Annotated in this window: 24 protein-coding genes; 21 read left to right on the forward strand and 3 right to left on the reverse strand. The window is 46.1% G+C overall.

Annotated features, from left to right (window positions below; translation table 11 throughout):
* The first annotated feature begins 329 nt into the window (after window positions 1-329).
* The 3 genes from opuAA to H2R00_RS02305 are packed head-to-tail and all read left to right on the forward strand — an operon-like array spanning window position 330 to window position 3,324.
* Window positions 330-1,586 carry a glycine/proline betaine ABC transporter ATP-binding protein OpuAA gene (gene opuAA / locus H2R00_RS02295; protein WP_154997650.1) on the forward strand — a complete coding sequence of 419 codons (1,257 nt, stop codon included), beginning with the start codon at window positions 330-332 and terminating at the stop codon, window positions 1,584-1,586.
* Window positions 1,586-2,440, forward strand: a complete 855-nt coding sequence (gene opuAB / locus H2R00_RS02300; RefSeq protein ID WP_154997652.1) for a glycine/proline betaine ABC transporter permease subunit OpuAB — start codon at window positions 1,586-1,588, stop codon at window positions 2,438-2,440. The genes opuAA and opuAB overlap by 1 nt, the downstream gene beginning before the upstream one ends.
* Window positions 2,440-3,324, forward strand: a complete 885-nt coding sequence (locus tag H2R00_RS02305) for a glycine betaine ABC transporter substrate-binding protein (RefSeq protein WP_154997654.1) — start codon at window positions 2,440-2,442, stop codon at window positions 3,322-3,324. Before opuAB ends, H2R00_RS02305 begins: the two co-directional genes overlap by 1 nt.
* Window positions 3,325-3,528: 204 nt before the next feature.
* Here the strand turns inward: H2R00_RS02305 and H2R00_RS02310 are convergent, their stop codons facing one another.
* Complete coding sequence (locus H2R00_RS02310; RefSeq protein ID WP_073425744.1) at window positions 3,529-3,915, reverse strand: rhodanese-like domain-containing protein; 387 nt, start codon at window positions 3,913-3,915, stop codon at window positions 3,529-3,531.
* A gap of 181 nt (window positions 3,916-4,096) precedes the next feature.
* Between H2R00_RS02310 and H2R00_RS02315 the strand changes: the two genes are divergently transcribed.
* The 3 genes from H2R00_RS02315 to H2R00_RS02325 all read left to right on the forward strand — a co-directional run bounded on the left by H2R00_RS02315 (window position 4,097) and on the right by H2R00_RS02325 (window position 6,659).
* Window positions 4,097-4,933, forward strand: a complete 837-nt coding sequence (locus tag H2R00_RS02315) for a lipoate--protein ligase family protein (RefSeq protein WP_154997656.1) — start codon at window positions 4,097-4,099, stop codon at window positions 4,931-4,933.
* 91 nt (window positions 4,934-5,024) lie between these two features.
* On the forward strand, window positions 5,025-5,453 hold the full coding sequence (gene mntR / locus H2R00_RS02320; protein WP_003183427.1) for a transcriptional regulator MntR: 429 nt from the start codon (window positions 5,025-5,027) through the stop codon (window positions 5,451-5,453).
* Window positions 5,454-5,783: 330 nt separating this feature from the next.
* Window positions 5,784-6,659 (forward strand): patatin-like phospholipase family protein, encoded by an 876-nt coding sequence (locus H2R00_RS02325; protein WP_182070392.1) that lies wholly within the window; start codon window positions 5,784-5,786, stop codon window positions 6,657-6,659.
* Here the strand turns inward: H2R00_RS02325 and H2R00_RS02330 are convergent.
* Window positions 6,656-7,042 carry an SA1362 family protein gene (locus H2R00_RS02330; protein ID WP_154997660.1) on the reverse strand — a complete coding sequence of 129 codons (387 nt, stop codon included), beginning with the start codon at window positions 7,040-7,042 and terminating at the stop codon, window positions 6,656-6,658. The two genes, H2R00_RS02325 and H2R00_RS02330, sit on opposite strands and share 4 nt — an antisense overlap.
* 38 nt (window positions 7,043-7,080) lie before the next feature.
* Window positions 7,081-8,034, reverse strand: a complete 954-nt coding sequence (locus H2R00_RS02335) for a DUF1385 domain-containing protein (protein WP_182070393.1) — start codon at window positions 8,032-8,034, stop codon at window positions 7,081-7,083.
* A 251-nt stretch (window positions 8,035-8,285) separates the two neighbouring features.
* On the opposite strand from H2R00_RS02335, the gene H2R00_RS02340 reads away from it, so the two are divergent.
* The 15 genes from H2R00_RS02340 to accC all read left to right on the forward strand — a co-directional run bounded on the left by H2R00_RS02340 (window position 8,286) and on the right by accC (window position 18,822).
* Entirely contained in the window at window positions 8,286-8,822 is a 537-nt protein-coding gene (locus H2R00_RS02340; protein ID WP_182070394.1) for a YqhR family membrane protein, read from the forward strand.
* Window positions 8,823-8,901: 79 nt separating this feature from the next.
* Window positions 8,902-9,339 carry a type II 3-dehydroquinate dehydratase gene (aroQ, locus tag H2R00_RS02345; protein ID WP_043927933.1) on the forward strand — a complete coding sequence of 146 codons (438 nt, stop codon included), beginning with the start codon at window positions 8,902-8,904 and terminating at the stop codon, window positions 9,337-9,339.
* 15 nt (window positions 9,340-9,354) lie between these two features.
* Window positions 9,355-10,416 (forward strand): M24 family metallopeptidase, encoded by a 1,062-nt coding sequence (locus H2R00_RS02350; protein ID WP_154997668.1) that lies wholly within the window; start codon window positions 9,355-9,357, stop codon window positions 10,414-10,416.
* 31 nt (window positions 10,417-10,447) lie between these two features.
* On the forward strand, window positions 10,448-11,005 hold the full coding sequence (gene efp / locus H2R00_RS02355; protein WP_020452147.1) for an elongation factor P: 558 nt from the start codon (window positions 10,448-10,450) through the stop codon (window positions 11,003-11,005).
* A 162-nt stretch (window positions 11,006-11,167) separates the two neighbouring features.
* The gene (locus H2R00_RS02360) at window positions 11,168-11,449 is read left to right on the forward strand and encodes a YqhV family protein (RefSeq protein ID WP_154997670.1); all 282 of its coding nucleotides are present in this window, start codon (window positions 11,168-11,170) and stop codon (window positions 11,447-11,449) included.
* 91 nt (window positions 11,450-11,540) lie between these two features.
* Entirely contained in the window at window positions 11,541-12,464 is a 924-nt protein-coding gene (spoIIIAA, locus tag H2R00_RS02365; RefSeq protein ID WP_182070395.1) for a stage III sporulation protein AA, read from the forward strand.
* The gene (gene spoIIIAB, locus H2R00_RS02370; RefSeq protein ID WP_154997674.1) at window positions 12,458-12,973 is read left to right on the forward strand and encodes a stage III sporulation protein SpoIIIAB; all 516 of its coding nucleotides are present in this window, start codon (window positions 12,458-12,460) and stop codon (window positions 12,971-12,973) included. Before spoIIIAA ends, spoIIIAB begins: the two co-directional genes overlap by 7 nt.
* Window positions 12,974-12,995: 22 nt before the next feature.
* Window positions 12,996-13,202, forward strand: coding sequence for a stage III sporulation protein AC (gene spoIIIAC, locus H2R00_RS02375; protein WP_003183409.1), 207 nt, complete (start codon window positions 12,996-12,998; stop codon window positions 13,200-13,202).
* 42 nt (window positions 13,203-13,244) lie between these two features.
* Window positions 13,245-13,610 carry a stage III sporulation protein AD gene (gene spoIIIAD, locus H2R00_RS02380; protein WP_043927931.1) on the forward strand — a complete coding sequence of 122 codons (366 nt, stop codon included), beginning with the start codon at window positions 13,245-13,247 and terminating at the stop codon, window positions 13,608-13,610.
* A gap of 21 nt (window positions 13,611-13,631) precedes the next feature.
* Entirely contained in the window at window positions 13,632-14,837 is a 1,206-nt protein-coding gene (gene spoIIIAE, locus H2R00_RS02385; protein WP_182070396.1) for a stage III sporulation protein AE, read from the forward strand.
* Window positions 14,838-14,848: 11 nt separating this feature from the next.
* A complete protein-coding gene (spoIIIAF, locus tag H2R00_RS02390; RefSeq protein WP_154997678.1) occupies window positions 14,849-15,478 on the forward strand; it encodes a stage III sporulation protein AF in 630 nt (209 codons plus the stop codon).
* Window positions 15,471-16,166 (forward strand): stage III sporulation protein AG, encoded by a 696-nt coding sequence (gene spoIIIAG, locus H2R00_RS02395; protein ID WP_154997680.1) that lies wholly within the window; start codon window positions 15,471-15,473, stop codon window positions 16,164-16,166. The genes spoIIIAF and spoIIIAG overlap by 8 nt, the downstream gene beginning before the upstream one ends.
* The gene (locus tag H2R00_RS02400; RefSeq protein ID WP_154997682.1) at window positions 16,167-16,805 is read left to right on the forward strand and encodes a SpoIIIAH-like family protein; all 639 of its coding nucleotides are present in this window, start codon (window positions 16,167-16,169) and stop codon (window positions 16,803-16,805) included.
* A gap of 173 nt (window positions 16,806-16,978) precedes the next feature.
* Window positions 16,979-17,458 (forward strand): acetyl-CoA carboxylase biotin carboxyl carrier protein, encoded by a 480-nt coding sequence (accB, locus tag H2R00_RS02405; RefSeq protein ID WP_182070397.1) that lies wholly within the window; start codon window positions 16,979-16,981, stop codon window positions 17,456-17,458.
* A gap of 11 nt (window positions 17,459-17,469) precedes the next feature.
* Entirely contained in the window at window positions 17,470-18,822 is a 1,353-nt protein-coding gene (gene accC, locus H2R00_RS02410; protein ID WP_154997686.1) for an acetyl-CoA carboxylase biotin carboxylase subunit, read from the forward strand.
* Window positions 18,823-18,869: the final 47 nt, after the last annotated feature.

The following is an 18,869-nucleotide window of genomic DNA, read 5'->3' on the forward strand; positions in this document are numbered from 1 at the left end:
TTATGAGAAAAATAACATCTTTATGTAAACGTTTTACTAATTGAATGAGAAGGATTTCCCCCTTATTAAATAGTAAATTCATCAAATTTAAAATTAAAAATAAAAATTACTTTGCAAAACGTGATAGTTTCAATGTTTTATTGAGAGATAATGGTTTAATTTACCTTGAAAGCACAGGATTATGGAGCATTTAGAAGGATTCGCAAGGGTAGAGAGTGACAACGATGAATATGAAGGTAATGATACAAAATGACAGCGAATATGCCGTTTGTCTCATATGTTACATAAATGTTACGGTATATTAGATTGCTTCATACGGGAGGAGAAATATGAATTCAGACGAAAAGCCAATCAAGATAAAAGTAGAAAAAGTGTCCAAGGTGTTTGGAAAAAACACAAAGAAAGCAACGCAGCTGCTTGCCGATGGCAAAACCAAAAAAGAAATTCTGAAAGAAACCGGGGCGACCGTCGGGGTGAACCAAGCAGATTTTAGCGTTTATGAAGGTGAGATATTTGTCATCATGGGTCTATCAGGGAGCGGTAAATCAACTTTGGTGCGGCTTTTAAACCGGCTGATTGAACCGACTGCAGGACATGTGTACATAGATGGTGACATGATAACAAATATGTCCAAAGACCAGCTGCGGGAAATCCGCCGGAAAAAAATCAGCATGGTCTTTCAAAAGTTCGCTCTGTTTCCGCACAAAACAATTCTTGAAAACACAGAGTACGGATTGGAACTGCAAAAAGTGGATAAAGGAAAACGCCGGCTAAAAGCGATGGAATCTTTAAAGCTTGTCGGGCTTGAAGGATATGAACAGCAATATCCGGATCAGCTGAGCGGCGGGATGCAGCAGCGCGTCGGGCTTGCCCGCGCATTGACGAATGATCCGGACATTCTGTTGATGGACGAAGCGTTCAGCGCGCTTGACCCGCTGATTCGCAAGGACATGCAGGATGAACTCCTCGATTTGCATGAATCAGTAGGAAAAACGATTATTTTCATCACCCACGATCTTGATGAGGCGCTGAGAATCGGCGATCGAATCGCATTGATGAAAGACGGAAACATCGTTCAAATCGGTACGCCGGAAGAGATCTTAATGAACCCGTCGAACGAATATGTTGAAAAATTCGTTGAAGATGTCGACTTATCTAAAGTGCTGACGGCCGGTCACATTATGAAACGGGCTGAAACCGTGCGCGTAGACAAAGGGCCGCGCGTTGCACTGACGCTGATGAAAAACCTGGGGATTTCATCGATTTATGCCGTTGACAAACACAATAGGCTCCTCGGCTCCGTTGATGCTGAAACAGCTAAGAAAGCAGCCGAAAAAAGCCAGACGCTGGAGAGCGTCATCTCAAGAGACATCACAACCGTAGAAGAGAATGCTGTCCTGACGGATATTTTTGAATTGGTCTCTGATGCCAGCATTCCGATTGCTGTCGTCGATGAAAAACAGCGGATGAAAGGGATCATCGTCAAGGGTGCATTAATCGGAGCGCTTGCCGGAAATGACCGGTATATTAATGCAAATTCAGATCATGAACCAGATCATGAAGCTGTTATTCAGGAGGTGAGATAATGTTTACTTTATCATCGCTTCCCCGCATTCCTTTAGCCGATTGGATCGATCAGTTTGTTGACTGGCTGACGTTGTCGTTCGGCGGGGTATTTGACGGAATTGCCAGTGGAGTGGAATCGTTTGTTGATGCGATTGTCCAAGGCTTGGGTTTTGTGCCGCCGGTTATTTTGACTGTTATTTTTGCCGCGCTCGCCTGGCTGATCAGCAAAAAAGGCATTGCGCTGTTTACTTTGATCGGATTTTTTATCATTGATTATTTAGGATATTGGGACGCCATGCTTCAGACATTGGCGCTTGTCGTCACATCCGTTCTGATTTCTGTCATTATCGGCATTCCGGTCGGAATCTGGGGCTCCCAAAAGAAAACGGTTCGGAGAATCGTCACGCCCATCCTTGACTTAATGCAGACGATGCCGGCATTTGTTTATTTACTTCCAGCCATCTTCTTCTTCAATATCGGGGTTGTGCCGGGTGTTGTCGCTTCCGTTATCTTTGCGATGCCCCCGACAATCCGGATGACGATCTTAGGGATCCAGCAGGTGCCTGAAGATCTGATTGAAGCTACAGAAGCATTTGGTTCAACGACAAGCCAGCGGCTTTTTAAAGTGCAGTTGCCGCTCGCGACGAAAACCATTCTGGCCGGTATCAATCAAAGCATTATGCTTGCTTTGTCAATGGTCGTTATTGCATCAATGGTAGGTGCGCCTGGACTCGGAGAAGAAGTTTACCGGGCTGTTACACAGCTGCAAACGGGTACCGGTGTAGAAACCGGGCTTGCGATTGTGATTATAGCGATCGTACTTGACCGGGTTACACAAAATATAAAATTGAAAAAAAGCAGGGGGAATGCATAATGTGGAAAAAGATAGCGGGAATCGGCACCGCAGCAGTACTGACATTGGGTCTGGCTGCCTGCGGAAGCAGCAATAATAATGAAAATGCGTCAGCAGGCGATCAAGTCGATTATAAAATTACCGGCATTGATCCTGGAGCGGGCATTATGAATGCAACGGACCAGGCGCTCAAGGACTACGATCTCAGCAAATGGACTGTCACATCAGGATCAAGCTCAGCAATGACAGCCGCATTGAAAAAAGCTTACGATAAAAAAGAACCGATCATCATTACGGGCTGGACGCCGCATTGGATGTTTGCAAAATACGATCTGAAATACTTGAAAGATCCAAAAGGTTCCTATGGTGATGCCGAAGAAATCCATACTGTTACGCGCAAAGGATTCAAGGACGACCATCCGGGTGCAAACAAGCTGCTCAGCCAATTCAGCTGGACAGAGGATGATATGGGGGAAGTCATGCTTGCCATTCAGGAAGGCAAAAAACCGGAAGAAGCTGCAGCAGAATTCGTCAAAAAACATCAAGATCTTGTTAAGAAATGGACAAAAGGCGTCGATAAAGCAGACGGCGAAAAAATTAAGCTCGGCTATGTGGCATGGGACAGTGAAATTGCAAGCACCAATGTCGTTGCAAAAGTTCTTGAAGACTTAGGCTACAAAGTTACGCTCAGCCAAGTAGAAGCAGGCCCGATGTGGACTGGTATTGCAAAAGGAAGCGTTGATGCTTCACTTGCTGCATGGCTGCCGCAGACGCATAAAACATATGCTGAAAAATACAAAGGCAAATACGAAGATATCGGTACAAGCATGACAGGCGTAAAAATTGGCCTTGTCGTTCCGACATATATGAAAGATGTCAATTCAATCGAAGACTTGAAAAAATAACGAACAAAGCCGGCGAACCCATTTCGCCGGCTTATTTTTGTCTGAAAGGATAACCGCTCATCACCCGAATCATCTGACAAACTTTTCCTCCTGCCTGTTCTTGATTGTCTGTCGGATATGCTAAAAAAACATCCTAAAACGTTAAACCGTTTTAGGATGCTGGACTCAACTGAAGCCTTCTCATAGTAGAGACAGCTTCGGTTATTAATTTTTCGTTTTAATTTTTCCGCCCCATTTTTTGAACCCGCCTTTCAGGTTGTAAATCTCTTTACAGCCGTGTTTGCGGAGCGTTTGGGCGGCTCTTCCGCTTCTGACGTTGTTTTGGCAGTACAGGTAAACCGGTTTGTCAGGCCGGATTTCGCTTTTTCTTTGCTTAAGCTGTGAAAGCGGAATGTTTCTCGCACCCAAAATGTGGCCGCCTTCATACTCGTTCGGCTCGCGCACATCGATGAGCTGCGCTTTGCGATAGCCGGCCCTGAATTCTTCTTCTGTTAAGGTTTTCATAATGCGCTGCTGATAGATGTATGAAACGACCGCGTAGATGATGAGCGCGGCGCAAATCAAGAGAACGATAATGCTGCTGGTAGACAATCTGATCCGACTCCTTTTTGAATTCATCCCGCCTGATAAGCGGGAGATTTTTAACGATATGTTAAGACAAGTACTATTATAGTAAAGCCTCAGAAATCTGTCATCTGATTCGCCGAATTTATTTTCAATTTTAAGAGGGAATGGTAGACTTATTTTATACCAAAGAAAAAGAGGGTAGGTTATGGAAAAAGAAACATGGCGTTTTATCGATTCGGGACGACAGGATCCCGCTTTTAATATGGCGCTCGATGAGGCGCTCCTTTATTGGCACAGCGAAAATAAAATTCCGCCGACCATCCGCTTTTACGGCTGGAATCCGCCAACGCTTTCTGTCGGCTATTTCCAAAATATCGAAAAGGAAATCAATCTGGATGCCGTCAAAAAACACGGTTTGGGCTTTGTGAGAAGGCCGACCGGAGGAAGAGGTGTGCTTCATGATCAAGAGCTGACCTACAGCGTCATTGTGTCTGAAGAACACCCGGAAATGCCGAAGACGGTGACGGAAGCGTACCGCGTCATCTCTGAAGGTATTCTTGAAGGCTTCAGAGAGCTGGGACTTGATGCGTATTTCGCCATACCAAGAACGGAAAAAGAGAAACAGAGCCTGAAAAATCCGAGATCTTCCGTCTGTTTTGACGCGCCGTCGTGGTACGAGCTCGTTGTCGAAGGCAGAAAGGTTGCAGGAAGCGCCCAGACGAGGCAGAAAGGAGTCATTCTTCAGCACGGTTCGATCCTTCTTGATCTGGATGAGGACAAGCTCTTTGATTTGTTTATTTACAAAAATGACCGCCTCAGAGAGCGCATGCAGAGAAACTTCAAACAAAAAGCGGTCGCCATCAATGAGCTGACGAAAGAAAAAGTCACGATTGAAGAAGCGAGCGAAGCTTTTAAAAAAGGGTTCGAAAAAGGGCTTAACATTCATTTGGAGCCTTATGAACTGACGGAAGAGGAAACGGAATTTGTCGCCGATCTTGCCAGGACGAAGTATGCGGCAGATGAATGGAATTATAGAAGGTAATCGGGTGAAAACGTTATCCCGTTGCTTGTTTTTTACATGCACATAGTGTAAACTTGTTATGATTTGAATAGGTGTGATTTGGAGGGATTTGATGACAACACCGAGTATGGAAGATTACATAGAACAAATTTATATGCTGATTGAAGAAAAAGGATATGCAAGAGTCTCAGATATAGCCGAAGCTCTGGCCGTCCATCCCTCCTCGGTTACAAAAATGGTTCAAAAACTCGATAAAGACGAATATTTGATTTATGAAAAGTATCGTGGCCTCGTGCTGACGCCCAAAGGGAAGAAAATAGGCAAGCGTTTAGTATACAGACATGAATTATTGGAGCAGTTTTTACGAATCATTGGTGTTGACGAAGAGAAAATTTATGATGATGTTGAAGGAATCGAACATCATTTAAGCTGGAACAGCATTGACCGTATCGGAGATCTTGTGCAGTATTTTGAAGACGACAGCAAAAGAATCGACGATTTAAGAAGCGTCCAAAAAAGAAACGAACAGGAAAATCAATAAAAGCCGCCGGGTAACGGCGGTTTCAGATTGTTGACAAAATCCCAAAACGGCTTTTAGTTTTGGGATTTTGTCATCCCTTCAGCGTGATTGAAAAACCTTGCAGTCTAGGAAGGCCGAGCATCGGAGCGCAGCGAATGTTGGAATTCGTGAGCACCGACGCGCAGGCCTGACAACGAATGCGAGGGTTTCTCGACACGCTGAAGCCGCCGGGTATCGGCGGTTTTTTCCTTACGTATCAGTTTTTCCGGCTGCCGCTTTGTCTCATGGTCTTTTTTTTCTGTCCGTTTCTTAAAATGGTGTAGAGCCATCTTTTAAGGGAGGGAGACCGCGATGTACATCGACGGGGTTTTTTCAGGCGGCGGTATGAAAGGGATTGCGCTTGTAGGAGCATACGAAGCGCTTGAGAAACGGGGCTTCCGATTTAAAAGGCTGGCCGGAACGAGCGCCGGTTCAATTATTGCCTCGTTTATCGCGGCCGGCTATACAAGCGCGGAGATCCGCCAAATGATGGAAGAATTAAATGAAAGCGAGCTCCTTGACCCGAGGTTTTCACTCCTGCCTTTGAAAATGCTGCAATGGGCATCGATTTATTGGCGGCTCGGTTTATATAAAGGAGAGAAACTGGAAAACTGGATTTCCGAGAAGCTGAAAGCGAAAGGCATTTCAGTGTTCGGGGATCTTGAACAGGGAAAGCTGAAGTTGATCGCTTCCGACTTATCGAACGGCAAGATGCTTGTGCTGCCTGACGATTTAAACAGGTACGGCTTGAATCCAAGGCGTTTTTCCGTCGCCAGGGCGGTCCGGATGAGCTGCAGCATCCCTTATTTTTTTGAGCCGGTGAAGCTCAAGTCCTCCAGCGGCATCAGCGTCGTCGTAGACGGCGGAGTTCTAAGCAATTTTCCGATGTGGCTGTTTACAACAGAAAAAAAACGGCCGGTATTGGGCATCACGCTGATGCCCAATGAAAAAGAGAGGCCGAAGAAAACGATTAAAAATGCGTTCGAGCTGTTCGGGGCGCTGTTTGAGACGATGAAAGAGGCGCATGACGCCAGGCACATTGCCACGAAACATGAGCGGAACATTATTTTTTTGCCTGTTGAGGAAGTCCTGTCGACTGAATTCGCGATGTCGGCAGAAAAAAAACTAGCTCTAATCGAGCTAGGAAAAAAACGAACAGAATTATTTTTGAAACAGTGGACGTTTTAAAAGAAAGCCCTGTTTTTCTTTTTGCTTTTTTTGCCTTCAATCACTGTCAGCTGGGTCTGGCTTTTTTTCTTCACCAATACCGGCTTTGATTTATTGATAGACGGTACGCTTCTCAGATGATTAACCCTGCCTTTTATAGAGCGTTTTTTGTGATCCTGAAAACGCCTGTTGGATTGTTTGGCTGCTTTCTTAAAAGCGGCTCCCTCACTGCCCATATTGCGATTGGAAATGCGCCTGATCACGAAATAAATGATGGCGCCGGCCGCGGCAAAAACAAACAAGTATTGGAGCAGGCGGCCCGGACTTGTGACGGCGAAATAAACAAACCCAAAAATTCCAAACGCAATAATTAAAGCTGAGACAGGATGTACGCGTTGCTTCATAACTGTCCACCTCCCAAAAAATTAACCTATTCGTTACATTACATTACGATATTAGAAGGTTCCTTCTGTTCGTCCTCTGCTTTGGTCTCCATATGAAGAAGCTCATTGAAGCTTGCGATTGCCACTTCCACCTGATCGTCAGACGGCTCTTTCGTTGTTAAAAGCTGCAGCCATAAGCCCGGGTAGCCGAGCACCTTCAAGACGGGGATGTCTCTCAGTTTGTTTGTCAGCTGCAGAACTTCAAATGAAATGCCGAGAACGACCGGTATCAGTGCAAGTCTATTCAAAATACGGACCCAGAGAGGGTCAGTAGGAACAAGCAAGTAAACAAACATGCCCACGATGACGGTGAATAGAATAAAGCTGCTTCCGCATCGGTAGTGCAGTCTTGACTGCTGTTGAACGTTTTCAACCGTGACCGGCAGATTTTGCTCGTAACAGTTTATGACCTTGTGTTCTGCTCCGTGATATTGAAAAACTCTTTTAATAAAAGGAGTGCATGATATGGCGTAAATATAGCTTAAGAGAAGGAGCAGCTTAAAAAAGCTTTCGATCATAATCTGCGCGACGTCCGACTGAAAGACCGGACGGGTAAGCTCCGCTAAAAAAACGGGCACGAGCGTAAAAATAAACTTGCCGAACAAAAAAGACAGGACGCCGACTGCGGCAAGACCAAAAATCATCGTTAGCTTGGACGGCTTCTCTTCTTTCAATTGATCGTCTAAAGAAGGATCGAGGTCATAGCGTTCGCTCGAAAAATTCAAGTGCTGGGTGCCGTTCGCGCTCGCTTCAACAATCGCGATAATCCCTCTGAGAAAAGGAATTTTCTTTAATTTTTCAAGCGTCGGATTGGTTTTCCGAGGCAGCTTGAAAAATTCAATGCTTTCGTCTTTTCTGCGGATCGCAGTTACATAATGGCGCCTGCCGCCGAACATAACGCCTTCGACGACTGCCTGCCCTCCGTATGCGGGCTGTTTTGTTTGATTTGACATTTGCATCAACCTATCTGTATCAATCTATGAGTACATTAACCATTTCCTTACACCTATTGTACAGGAAAAATGCTGAAACCTCTAGATTGACGGGCTCAAAAATTTAAGAAATTCGAACCTCTTACAAAGCCAAATCTAATTAAAGTATACCCTTTTTCATGCTTTTTACACTCGGATCTTAAAAATCTGGGAAAGCTGATGTTGGCGAGGCTGTTTTTGGACATACTGGAAATGGAGGTGATCTGGACTGTATGGGTAATGAAGACAATCAAAAACAGCCGGAAGAGCTTGAACAAAATAAGCGTGAAACTCCGATGACTTTCATTGGAAGGGTGATCACGACTGGTTTTGTCGGCGGAGTGCTTTGGAGTGCACTCGGTGAACTGGCGTACCTTTTTAAATTCTCCGAAGTCAATGCAAACATGATTCTCCAGCCATTTGTCATCGGTGACTGGAAAAACGGATTTCTCGGGACGTTTATCAGCATTCTATTGATTGGAGTTATTTCTATCGGGGCTGCCCTGCTTTACTACGGCATTTTGAAGCAGGTTAGAGGCATGTGGGCAGGCGTTGTATATGGAGCCGTTTTGTGGGCTGTCGTGTTTTATCTGTTCAACCCGATGTTCCCCGATGTTCAGACTGTGGCTGAATTAAAGAGGGAAACGGTTGTGACGACGCTGTGCATTTATCTGCTTTACGGTTTATTCGTCGGCTATTCCATTTCGTTTGAATACAATGAACTCAATTCTGAAAAGCTGACGCGGGCCCTTGGAGAAACAAGAGAATAGTGCCTGATCAGGAAGCAATATGATAAAATGTTCACTGTAAGTGGACATTTTTTTGCGTGATGAGAAAGGGGAGGCAGAGTTGCCGCATATTTTAATTTTGAACGGACCGAATTTAAACCGGCTTGGAAAACGCGAACCCGATGTATACGGGACAGACACACTAACCGATTTGGAACAAAAACTTTTTCAATTTGCCGAAGGCATTCAGACTGAATTGACTTTTTTTCAATCAAACCACGAAGGAGACCTGATTGATGCGCTTCATGAGGCAGAGGAACAATACGATGGAATCGTTTTGAATCCGGGAGCTTTCTCCCATTACAGCTATGCCATCCGCGATGCGGTGGCTGCGATCAGCATACCGGTGATTGAGATTCATCTTTCAAACCCGCATGCAAGGGAAGAGTTCCGACACCGCTCTGTCATCGCTCCGGTTGCAAGAGGCCAGATCACCGGACTCGGCTTTGAAGGTTATAAGCTGGCCATCTGTTATTTTATGAACACAAATAACAAATAGGGGGACTAGTGGACAATGAAACTAAACAAATTGAGAGAGCTTTTCGGTGGTTTGGGCATCGACGGTATCTTGGTGACGAGCAGCGTTAATCTGCGGTACATCACCGGATTTACCGGATCTTCTGGGTTGGCGGTCATCTCCGGCGATCAAGCAGTCTTTATTACAGATTTCCGCTATACAGAACAGGCGAAAGATCAAATCAAAGGTTTTGACATTGTTCAGCATGCCGGCGGAATCGTTCAAAAGGCCGCCGAAGTGATCAAAGAGATGGGGATAAACAAAATCGGTTTTGAACAGGATAAAATGACATATGGAACGTATGCCGCCTACAAAGAGCAGCTTGGCGCAGCTGAACTCGTTCCTGTTTCTCAATCTGTGGAAAAGTTGCGCTTGATTAAGTCAAGTGAAGAGATTAAGATATTAAAGGAAGCTGCAAAGATTGCAGATGATGCATTCAGCCATATTCTGACGGTCATAAAGCCAGGCATCACCGAAATTGAAGTCGCCAATGAGCTCGAGTTTTATATGCGGAGCCAGGGAGCTGATCATTCGTCCTTCGATATGATTGTGGCGTCAGGCGTACGCTCAAGTCTGCCGCACGGAGTGGCAAGCAGCAAAGCGATCGAGAAAGGCGACCTTGTGACATTGGACTTCGGGGCTTATTATAAAGGTTACTGCTCGGACATTACGCGTACGGTCGCGGTAGGAGAGCCGGATGATGAGCTGAAACGCATTTATCAAACCGTGTTTGAGGCACAGGCTATCGGCATGCGGAGCATCAAGCCGGGAATCACCGGGAAACAAGCTGACGCTTATACAAGGGACTACATATCTTCACAAGGCTACGGCGATTATTTCGGCCATTCAACAGGTCACGGCCTCGGCATGGAAGTTCATGAGAGTCCGGCGCTTTCAGCACGTTCGGACCAGATGCTTGAAAAAGGCATGGTTGTAACGGTTGAACCGGGAATTTACATACCGGGAAAAGGCGGGGTCAGGATAGAAGATGATATTGTCCTGACAGAGGAAGGAAACGAATCCCTTACCCATTCCGCGAAAGATTTAATTATTTTATAATCCGTTTGATTGGAGCAATAGGAGGATAATCATGATTTCAGTAAACGATTTTCGCACAGGTTTAACGATTGAAGTAGACGGAGGCATCTGGCGCGTTGTTGACTTCCAGCACGTTAAGCCGGGAAAAGGTGCGGCATTTGTCCGTTCCAAACTGAGAAATCTTCGCACAGGTGCGATTCAGGAAAAAACATTCCGCGCAGGTGAAAAAGTGGCGCGCGCCCAAATTGAAACAAAAACGATGCAGTACTTGTATGCCAACGGCGACCAGCACGTTTTTATGGATACGACATCTTACGAGCAGCTTGAGCTGAACGAGAAGCAAATCGAACACGAGCTCAAATTCCTGCTTGAAAATATGTCTGTCCACATCATGATGTATCAGACAGAGACGATCGGAATCGAACTTCCGAATACGGTCGAACTAAAAGTTGTTGAAACAGAACCGGGCATCAAAGGCGACACAGCCTCAGGCGGAACAAAACCAGCAAAAACAGAAACAGGCCTTGTTGTCAACGTGCCGTTCTTCGTAAACGAAGGAGATACGCTTGTTGTCAATACTTCTGACGGATCTTACGTATCAAGAGCATAAGGGTAACAGCGGGAAAGAGCCGGCTTCAGTGAAGCCGGCTCTTTTTTTGCTGTCTGAAATCTTTTACCTCTCACATGCCAAATAGAAAAATCGGAAGACTACTTTTTCAAGGGAGAGCATAGATTGTAAAAAAAGAGGAAGTGTTACTGGAGGTTTAAGATCATGAAGCTTTTCTTTGGACAAGTCAATCCGACGGTTTTGGCAATGGCGGCGTTAAGGGTGGTATCATCTTTGATCGAACTGACGGCGGCTGTCGTGATGCTTTTGACAAACGACGTCAGAAAAGCCGTGGCGGTCAACAGCGTGCTGGCCATGGTCGGGCCGCTCATCTTTATTATTACAATGACAATCGGCATCTATCAGATTGCAGGGCAGCTTTCTTACGCAAAGCTGATTTTGATCTTTATGGGAGTGGTTTTGATCATCGCAGGGATCTATAAATAGTGAAACATGATAAGAGAGACCGACTTGTCATAATGTCTTCCTTTGATCATACATTTTTATAGAAGACAAGCAAAAAGAGGAGGGAGTGTTTTTGCATCACATCACAGAGATTCTCCCCGATACGATCAAACGCGCGCTCAGCGGTCTTGACGACCATGAAATCGATCAGATAGAAGAAATTCGGATTCGGACAAGTCGTCCGCTGGAACTGGTGAACAAAGGAAAGCCGCGCTTTCTCCCTTATGCGGCGACGCCTGAAGACTCGGCGCTTCTTTTAAACAGGCTGGGAAATTACAGCATGTATACACTGGAAGAGGAATTGAAAAAAGGATATGTCACGATCAGAGGCGGACACCGCGTGGGGCTTGCCGGCCGGGTTGTCGTCGAAAACGGGGCTGTCAAAGGAATCAGGGAAATATCATCATTTAATATCCGGATTGCCAAAGAAAAAATCGGCATTTCCAAACCGTATATCCCCCATTTATTTCAAAACTCGTGGCTGAACACGCTGATTATCGGTCCGCCGCAAACCGGAAAAACAACACTGCTCAGAGACCTCGCCAGGCTGATCAGCTCAGGAAGCGGCAACGTGCCTGCCAAAAAGGTGGGAATTGTTGACGAAAGGTCTGAAATCGCAGGTTGTGTAAACGGAATCCCGCAATATCGGCTCGGCGACAGGGCAGACATCCTTGACGCCTGTCCAAAAGCGGAAGGCCTGATGATGATGATCAGATCAATGAGTCCGGAGGTGATGATCGCCGATGAGATCGGGAGAATGGAAGACGCGGAAGCGCTCTTGGAAGCGGTCCATGCGGGGGTGTCTGTCATCGTTTCGGCACACGGCTACACATATGCCGATATCGCCAGGCGTCCATCATTGAAAATGCTTCAGGAGCACCGGGTTTTTGAGAGAGTCGTGGAACTTTCCAGAAAGAACGGTCCCGGCAGCCTGAGCCGCATCTTAAACGGGAACGGAGAGCCTCTCTGCGCGGCGAAGAGGATGTTATCATGCTGAAGCTTTTAGGTGCCGTGCTTATTTTGGCAGCAGCCACATGGACAGGATTTGAAATGGCGAAGCCTTTCAGGGAAAGACCGAAGCAAATCCGCCAGCTGCTGGCCGCTTTGCAGTCTTTGGAGGCTGAAATCATGTACGGGCACACGCCGCTCCGTCAGGCATCAAAACAGATCGCACACCAGCTTTCCGAGCCGGTAGCCTCTTTGTTTCAGACATTTGCAGAACAGCTGGAAAAAGGCAGCGCTTCAGCAGGGACGGCATGGGAAGACAGCCTGGAGAAAGTATGGCCCGAAACGGCTCTCAAAAAGAAAGAATACGAGATTTTACGGCAATTCGGCGAAACGCTTGGCCGTCATGATCTGATTTCTCAGCAAAAACATATCAAACTGGCGTTAACCCATTTAGAGACAGAGGAAGCTGAAGCAAATCTCGCCCAGGCGAAAAATGAAAAGATGGTGAAGAGCCTTGGGTTTTTGTCGGGACTACTGCTGATTCTTCTATTGATGTAATGAAGAGGGGAGCATACACGAAATGGGAGTAGACGTAAATATTATTTTTCAAATTGCCGGCGTCGGGATCGTCGTCGCTTTTCTTCACACCATACTGGATCAAATGGGGAAGAAGGAATATGCCCAATGGGTCACACTTTTAGGATTCATTTATATTTTGTTCATGGTGGCTACTGTTGTCGATGATCTATTCCAAAAGATAAAAGCTGTCTTTCTATTTCAAGGATAGGGGGGCTCACTCATTGAAATCGTTCAAATCGTAGGATTGGGAATGATCGCCACCTTCCTCAGCTTGATTGTGAAAGAGCAAAAACCGACGTTTGCTTTTATGATTATCGTTTTTGCCGGCTGCACAATTTTTCTATTCTTAGTAGATCAGGTCTACGAAATCATTCGGATGATTGAAAAAATAGCTGCCAATGCCAACATCAACATGATGTATGTCGAAACGATTTTGAAAATTATCGGGATTGCTTATATTGCGGAGTTTGGCGCCCAGCTGACAAAGGATGCCGGACAGGGTGCGATTGCTTCGAAAATCGAATTGGCAGGCAAAATCCTCATTTTAGTCATGGCTGTGCCTATTTTAACCGTGATTATCGAAACGATCATCGGACTCATCCCTTCCATGTCTTAGTCAGAAAGGAGGATTTCCTGAGTGAAGCGTTTTCTGTTCTGGCTGTTGATCATCGGAATCGTATGCTTTGGAGCGCGTGATGTACAAGCTTCGCCAAAAGAAGCGGAGCCGGCTGGGGAAACCGCCGCAGAAGAATCAGCCGAAGCAATGGCCAAACAGCAGGCTGAAGGATTGGAGCTTGACCGGGTCGGGGAGTTCTGGAACAACATTTTGACAGAGTATGGGGGACACCTTCCCGAAAGTCAAAAAGGAAGCCTGCTTGAATTTGTCAAAGGTGAAAAGCACTTTTCGCCTGAGGAATGGGGCAAAGCGCTGTTTTCTTACTTGTTCCATGAAGTGCTGGCTAACGGGAAGCTGCTGGGGACGCTGATCCTGTTGACCATCTTCTGCGTGCTGCTTCAGCTTTTGCAAAACGCGTTTCAGCAAAGCACCGTCAGCAAAGTGGCGTATGCAATTGTCTACATGGTGCTGATCATTCTTGCGCTTAACAGCTTTCGGGTTGCTGTTACATATGCGAATGAAGCGATCCAGACGATGACAAGCTTTATCCTGTCGCTCGTACCTCTGCTTCTAGCGCTGATGGCGACTTCGGGGGGAGCCGCCTCAGCCGCATTCTTTCATCCGGTCATTCTCTTTCTCATGAACACGAGCGGCTTGTTTATCCAATTTATCGTGATGCCGCTTTTATTTTTATCAGCGATTTTAAGCATTGTCAGCACGATGACGGACCAATATAAAGTCACACAGCTGGCCCAGCTCCTCAGAAATGCGGCGATCGGCACGCTGGCTGCATTTTTAACCGTATTCCTCGGTGTCATCTCGGTTCAGGGCGCCTCAGCCGCAGTGACGGACGGCATTACTTTGCGGACGGCAAAATTCATCACCGGTAACTTCATCCCCGTATTGGGCCGCATGTTTACCGAAGCGACGGACACGGTGATCAGCGCGTCTCTCCTGCTGAAAAACACCGTCGGGATACTCGGTGTGGCGATCTTGATTTGCATCGCAGCTTTTCCTGCGATTAAAATCCTCTCCCTCGCGCTCATATACAAAATTGCCGCAGCAGTTCTCCAGCCTCTCGGAGGCGGTCCGGTTATCAGCTGCCTGGATGTCATCAGCAAAAGCGTCATCTACATTTTCGCTGCCATGGCCATCGTTTCGCTGATGTTTTTCTTAAGCTTAACCGTGATCATTACAGCGGGGAATCTGACGATGATGATGAAGTAGGGAGGGATGAGATGGAATTTCTGACAGAGTGGCTCACGAATATTATTCTATTTATTCTGATGGCAATCGTCATCGATATGCTTCTGCCGAATTCGAGCATGCAAAAATACGCGAAAATGGTGATCAGCCTGCTCCTGATCGTTGTGATACTGAATCCGATCTTCTCTTTATTCAGGACCGATCCGGATGTGATTTTTGAGAAGCTTACAAAAAACGGACAAGTTCAATCAAACGAAATAAAAAATCAGCTGAATTCAGAAAAAAAAGAAATACAAGCCTCACAACAAGCATATATCTTAGAACAGATGGCTGTTCAACTGAAAAAGAACGCAGAGAGCAGTTTTGCCAGCGACAAATACAAGATAGACCGAGTCGCGGTTTCTTCTGACAGCCAGCTGAAAACAGAGAAAGATTTCAGTAAACATGCGGAAGTCTCAGTATTCTTGCAACCAGCATCGGAAAAAACGGTCCAAGCCGTCGCTCCTGTCGAGATCAATACGGATCGCGGCTACCAGTCCATGCGAGAAAGAGAAAAGAAAGAGACGGGGGAAGTCAGAGAACAGCTAGCAGGCATATGGGAAATAAGCCCCGACAAGATTACAGTTCATATCGAAGGGGGAGAACGAAGCGGCAATGAATAAAAGAACCTGGATCGAAAAGCTGATCGGCCACCTGCTGCCGAAAGAAGAGAAAGACGGAAAAAAGCTGACGAAATATCACTACTTTCTGCTGCTTTTTGTTCTCGGCGTTTCCTTCATGCTCGTCAGTCAGATCTTCTCTTCCGAACCTTCTCAAGATCGAGCGGCAGATCAGCCGACAGCTTCACAAAAGGCTCCGTCTGAAAGCGCCGGACAGAGCGGTGAAGGTGAAAAAGAAGTGTTTAAGCCCGCCTCAGATGACAAGCCGAAGGACTCGATCCAAGATTACGAACAGGAATATGAGAATCAGCTCAAAGACATATTGGAAACGATCATCGGCGTTGAGGACGTGTCAATCGTCGTCAATGTTGATGCAACATCATTGAAAATATTCGAGAAAAACAGAAAAACCCAGGAGACTTCAACGAATGAGACAGATAAACAGGGAGGCAAGCGGACGGTGTCTGAAATGTCGTCCGACGAAGAAATCGTCATCATTAAAAACGGAGATAAAGAGACGCCAGTTGTCGTTCAGACGAAAAAGCCCGATATCAGGGGTGTTCTCGTTGTCGCTCAGGGAGTCGACAACGTTCAAATAAAAAAAACCATCATTGAAGCAGTGACAAGAGTTCTTGATGTTCCGAGCCACCGCGTCGCTGTTGCCCCTAAAAAAATGAAGGAGGATTCATAAATGATGCTGAAAAAACAAACGGTTTGGCTTTTAACCATGTTAAGTCTCGTCGTTGTGCTGAGTGTCTACTACATTATGTCGCCTGAAGGAGAAAATGTCGTCACGGTGGATGACAAAGAACAAGTTGCCGCTGAAAAAGAAAAACCGATGAAAGAAGAGCCTGCCAAGGATGGCAAAGAAGACACCGCGCCTGCTAAAGACAAAACTGAAGGGAAAGACGCAAAAGATAAAGAAACGTCTGCGAGTGAGCAGAACGGAGAGGTTGTCACAGAAGAATCATCCGGTGGAGAAGATTTATTCACAACATACCGCATGGAAATGGACGATCAGCGCAGCAGGGAGAGGGAGGAATTAACTGAAATCGTCAGAAGTGATAAAGCGACGGCAAAGGAAAAAAGCGAAGCTTACGACAAGATGACAGAGCTCAGCGAAGCTGAAGGAACGGAAAAGACGCTTGAAACCCTGATCAAAACAAAAGGCTATAAAGACGCCTTGGTCAACGCCGACGGCGATAAAGTCAATATTACGGTGAAGGCGAAAGAGCACTCAAAAGCCGCTGCCACTGATATCATCGACATCGTCGCTAAAGAAGTGAAAAACTTAAACGATGTGGCTGTGACGTTCGAGCCAGCAGATTAAACATGTCCCGCTTGCAAAAAGCGGGATTTTTTTATGTCTAAGGCCCCTGTTGCTGCTGAGCGCTCATGATTGTAGTTGAATTCGGCATTCCTCTCCTGTAAGATGAATATAGTATGTACTTTTAGTACTAACTGATAAATGCGTAAAATCTTTTTCATTAGGAGTGCGATAGCATGTTAAACATTGATGAAATCAGACAGTTGATAAAATTAATTGATGAATCTTCGATAAATGAATTTACATACGAAAACGAAGGATCGAAGGTTGAATTGAAAAAACAAAGCGGAACCGTGCAAACCATTCAGCAAGTGGCTGCGGCGCCTGTTCAAACACCGGCTCCGGAAGCTCCAGCAAAGCAAGCGCCAGTTCAGGAAGCGCCTGCAGCAGAAGAAGCGGCAAAAGACGGCGGGAACTTCCACAAAATCACCTCTCCGATGGTCGGAACGTTTTATGCGTCTTCTTCGCCTGAAGCCGATCCTTACGTAACAGTCGGTTCGAAGGTATCAGAATCCTCTGTCGTCTGCATTGTGGAAGCGATGAAGCTCTTCAATGAGATCGAAGCCGAAGTGAAAGGCGAGATCGTTGAAGTATTAGTTGAAAACGGCCAGCTGGTTGAATACGGACAACCTTTATTTTTAGTAAAAGCAGAGTAAGGAGCAATAAGATGATCAAAAAGCTACTAATTGCGAACAGGGGAGAAATTGCTGTCAGAATTATCAGAGCTTGTAAAGAACTGGGGATTGAAACGGTAGCCGTCTTTTCCGAGGCCGACAGAGAGGCGCTCCATGTTCAGATGGCTGATGAAGCATTTTGCATCGGACCTAAGCTTTCAAAAGACAGCTACTTGAATATAACGAACATCGTCAGCGTCGCTAAAATGACCGGTGCTGACGCGATTCACCCGGGCTACGGCTTCCTGGCGGAAAACGCCGATTTTGCCGAGCTTTGCGAAGAGGTAAACGTAACCTTCGTAGGTCCGACAGCAGACGCGATTTCTAAGATGGGAACAAAGGATGTTGCAAGGGAAACAATGCAGCAGGCTGGTGTTCCGATCGTACCGGGCTCCAAAGGAATTATTGAAGATATTGAAGATGCGGTTTCATTGGCACGCGATATAGGGTATCCTGTCATTATAAAGGCAACTGCCGGGGGCGGCGGAAAAGGAATCAGGGTCGCCCGTACGGAAGAAGAACTGATCAACGGCATTAAAATCACTCAGCAGGAAGCTGCCACCGCTTTCGGCAACCCGGGTGTGTACATTGAAAAATATATTGAAGACTTCAGACACGTGGAGATCCAAGTGCTTGCAGACACACACGGAAACACGATTCACTTGGGTGAACGCGACTGCTCAATCCAAAGAAGGCTCCAAAAACTGCTCGAAGAAACCCCTTCACCTGCTCTGGATGAAGGAATCAGGGAGCAGATGGGGCAGGCGGCTGTCAAAGCGGCTGAAGCCGTGAAATACACGGGCGCGGGAACGGTTGAATTTATCTACGATTACCGCGAGCAGAAGTTCTATTTTATGGAAATGAACACGCGCATTCAGGTTGAGCATCCGGTGACAGAGATGGTGACGGGCGTTGATTTGATTAAAGAGCAGATCAAAGTGGCGTCAGGCGAAAAATTAACCCTCACCCAAGATGAAGTCACCTTTAACGGCTGGGCAATCGAATGCCGGATTAATGCGGAAAACCCTGAGAAAAACTTCATGCCTTCTCCGGGAAAAATCGAGATGTATCTGCCTCCGGGCGGGCTCGGCGTCAGAGTGGACTCTGCGGCTTATCCAGGATACTCGATTCCCCCTTATTACGACAGCATGATTGCAAAAGTCATCACTTACGGGAAGACGAGGGAAGAAGCTGTTTCAAGAATGAAAAGAGCGTTGAGCGAATTCGTCATCGAAGGCGTTCATACGACGATACCGTTCCATCTGAAGCTGCTTGAGCACGAAACATTCGTAAGCGGAGAATTTAATACGAAGTTTTTAGAAATATATGATGTAATGGGGTCGTAATTTTAACGGAGGTGAACATATTGAAAGACGACAACAGCTTATTGGAA

The sequence above is a fragment of the Bacillus haynesii genome, assembly GCF_014042035.1.
Classification (GTDB): Bacteria; Bacillota; Bacilli; order Bacillales; family Bacillaceae; genus Bacillus; species Bacillus haynesii.